Genomic DNA, 2322 nt, shown 5'->3' on the forward strand with positions numbered 1-2322 from the left:
GATCTGGATCAGGCCGCCCGCGTCGACGCGGCCGGCCTGATCCAGATCGGCCCGGAAAGTGCGGGCGCCAATCCCGGCCCGATCTGCTACGGGCGCGGCGGCCTCGAGCCGACCATCACCGACGCCAATCTGGTGCTCGGCCGGCTGGCGCCGAAGAAGCTGCTGGCAGTCGAAAACCCGGTCACATCAGAGCGCGTCACCGGCATCTTCGAGGAGAAAATCGGCAAGCCGACCGGCCTTTCCGGCGTCGAGGCGGCGGGCGCGGTGCTGCGGCTCGGCAACATGAAGATGGCCGGCGCCATCCGCATGGTCTCGGTGTCACGCGGTCATGACCCCCGCGATTTCGCGCTGTTCGCCTTCGGCGGCGCCGGGCCGCTGCATGCGACTGCCCTGGCGCGCGAACTCGGCCTGCCCAAGGTGTTGGTGCCGGCGCGTCCAGGCATCACCAACGCGCTCGGCTGCGTCGTTGCCGACCTGCGCCACGACTTCGTCAACACCATCAACCAGCCGGTGTCGGTGCTCGACGAAACGCATCTTCACGCGGTATTGGAACGGCACCGAAACGAAGGCGAGGAACTGATCGGCAAGGAAGCGGTAAAGCCGGAGACGATCCGCGTCACCCACTCCGCCGACATGCAGTTCGTCGGCCAGACCCACATCATCAACGTGGCGCTGCCGTCCTCCTCGGTGACCCGGGCAACGCTGCAGCAGCTTTTCGAAAAGGCCTATTTCGCCCGCTTCAAGGTCGAGCTGCCGGAAATCCGAGCCAATCTCGTCAATCTCAATACATCGGTCACCGGCGTGCGTCTGGCGATCGATCTGTCGCGCCTGATCGATCCGGCGGGGCGCGCAGCAACGCTGGACGAGGCGCGGCGCGAAATCCGGCCGGTCTGGTATGCCGGCCGTTGGCACGACACGCCCGTATATGCGCGTGAAAAGCTGCCGCTCGATGCTATCATCGAAGGCCCGGCGATCCTCGAACAGATGGATGCCACCACCGTGCTCGAACCCGGCGACCGCGCACGCAGCGACGCTGACGGCAACATCATCATCGACATTGGCGAGGCCTGATATGGCAAAGCTCGACGCCATCACCCTTTCGGTCCTCCAGGCGGCCCTGCAGCAGGTCTGCGACGAGATGGACCTTACGTTCTCTCGCGCCGCTTTCTCGCCGGTCATCGCCGAGGCCAATGACCGTTCCGACGGAATCTATTCGGCTGTCGACGGTTCGCTGATCGCGCAAGGCAGCCAGGGCCTGCCGGTGTTCGTCGGTGTCATGCAGTATTCGACCAGGACGGTGATCGAGATGATCGCCGACGGCCGTTGCCTGCCGCCGGAACCAGGCGACATCTACGTCGTCAACGACCCCTATCTCGGCGGCACCCATCTGATGGATGTGCGCTTCGCCATGCCGGTCTACCGGGACGGCAAGATTTTCTGCTGGCTATCCAACACCGGCCATTGGCCCGACATTGGCGGCTCGGTGCCGGGCGGATTTTCAGCCTCGGCGACTGCCGTGGAGCAGGAAGGCCTGCGACTGCCGCCCGTAAAACTGTTCAAGAAGGGCGTGCTCGATCCGGAAATCTACGCCATCATCTGCTCCAACATCCGCGTCGCCGACCAGCGCATCGGCGATATCAGGGCCCAGGCCGCCGCACTGCTGATCGGCCAGGATCGGCTGAATGGAATCCTGGATCGTTACGGTGACGAAACTGTTGTCGCGGCGATCGCCGAACTGCGCCGCCGTGCCGCCGAACAGATGCGCGCCAACATCTCAGCCATTCCCGACGGCACCTACCATTCCAAGGCGTTTGTCGATTCCGATGGGGTGGTCAACGAGCCGCTGATCATCGCGCTCGGCGTCGAAAAACAGGGCGACACGCTGACCTTCGATTTCACCGGCTCGTCAAAGCCCTGCGCCGGGCCGATGAACAGCGTGCTGGCGACGACCCTATCCTCGGTCTATCTCGCCATGCGCCACATTTTCCCGGATGTGCCGATCAGCGCCGGCGCGTTTGAACCCCTGATCGTCAAGCGGCCGGAAGGCACGTTCCTCGACGCCAAATATCCGCGGCCCGTCTCGGGCTGCGCCGCCGAGGTGTCGCAGCGCATCGCCGAGGCGGTGTTCGCGGCGATGGTGCAGGCGCTGCCGGACAAGGTGACCGCCGCACCCGCCGGTTCCAGCGGCAATTTCGCACTCGGCGGCAACGACCCGGCACGCGGCCGCGACTACGTCATGTACCAGATCTCCGGCGGCGGTTATGGCGGCAATTCAGGCCATGACGGCCCTCCCAATGGCTGCTCGACCATCGGCATCTCCCA

The 2322-nt window shown here is 65.0% G+C and carries 2 protein-coding genes; both read left to right on the plus strand.

Annotated elements, in window-relative coordinates:
• Window positions 1-1071: hydantoinase/oxoprolinase family protein (locus tag EN991_RS32690; RefSeq protein WP_164769545.1), on the plus strand; the 1071-nt coding region annotated here is incomplete at its 5' end.
• 1 nt (window position 1072) lies between these two features.
• The coding region (locus EN991_RS32695; protein WP_127370289.1) for a hydantoinase B/oxoprolinase family protein at window positions 1073-2322 on the plus strand (1250 nt) is incomplete at its 3' end.

It is taken from the genome of Mesorhizobium sp. M7A.F.Ca.US.005.03.2.1 (genome assembly GCF_003997795.1).
Lineage (GTDB): Bacteria > Pseudomonadota > Alphaproteobacteria > Rhizobiales > Rhizobiaceae > Mesorhizobium > Mesorhizobium ciceri.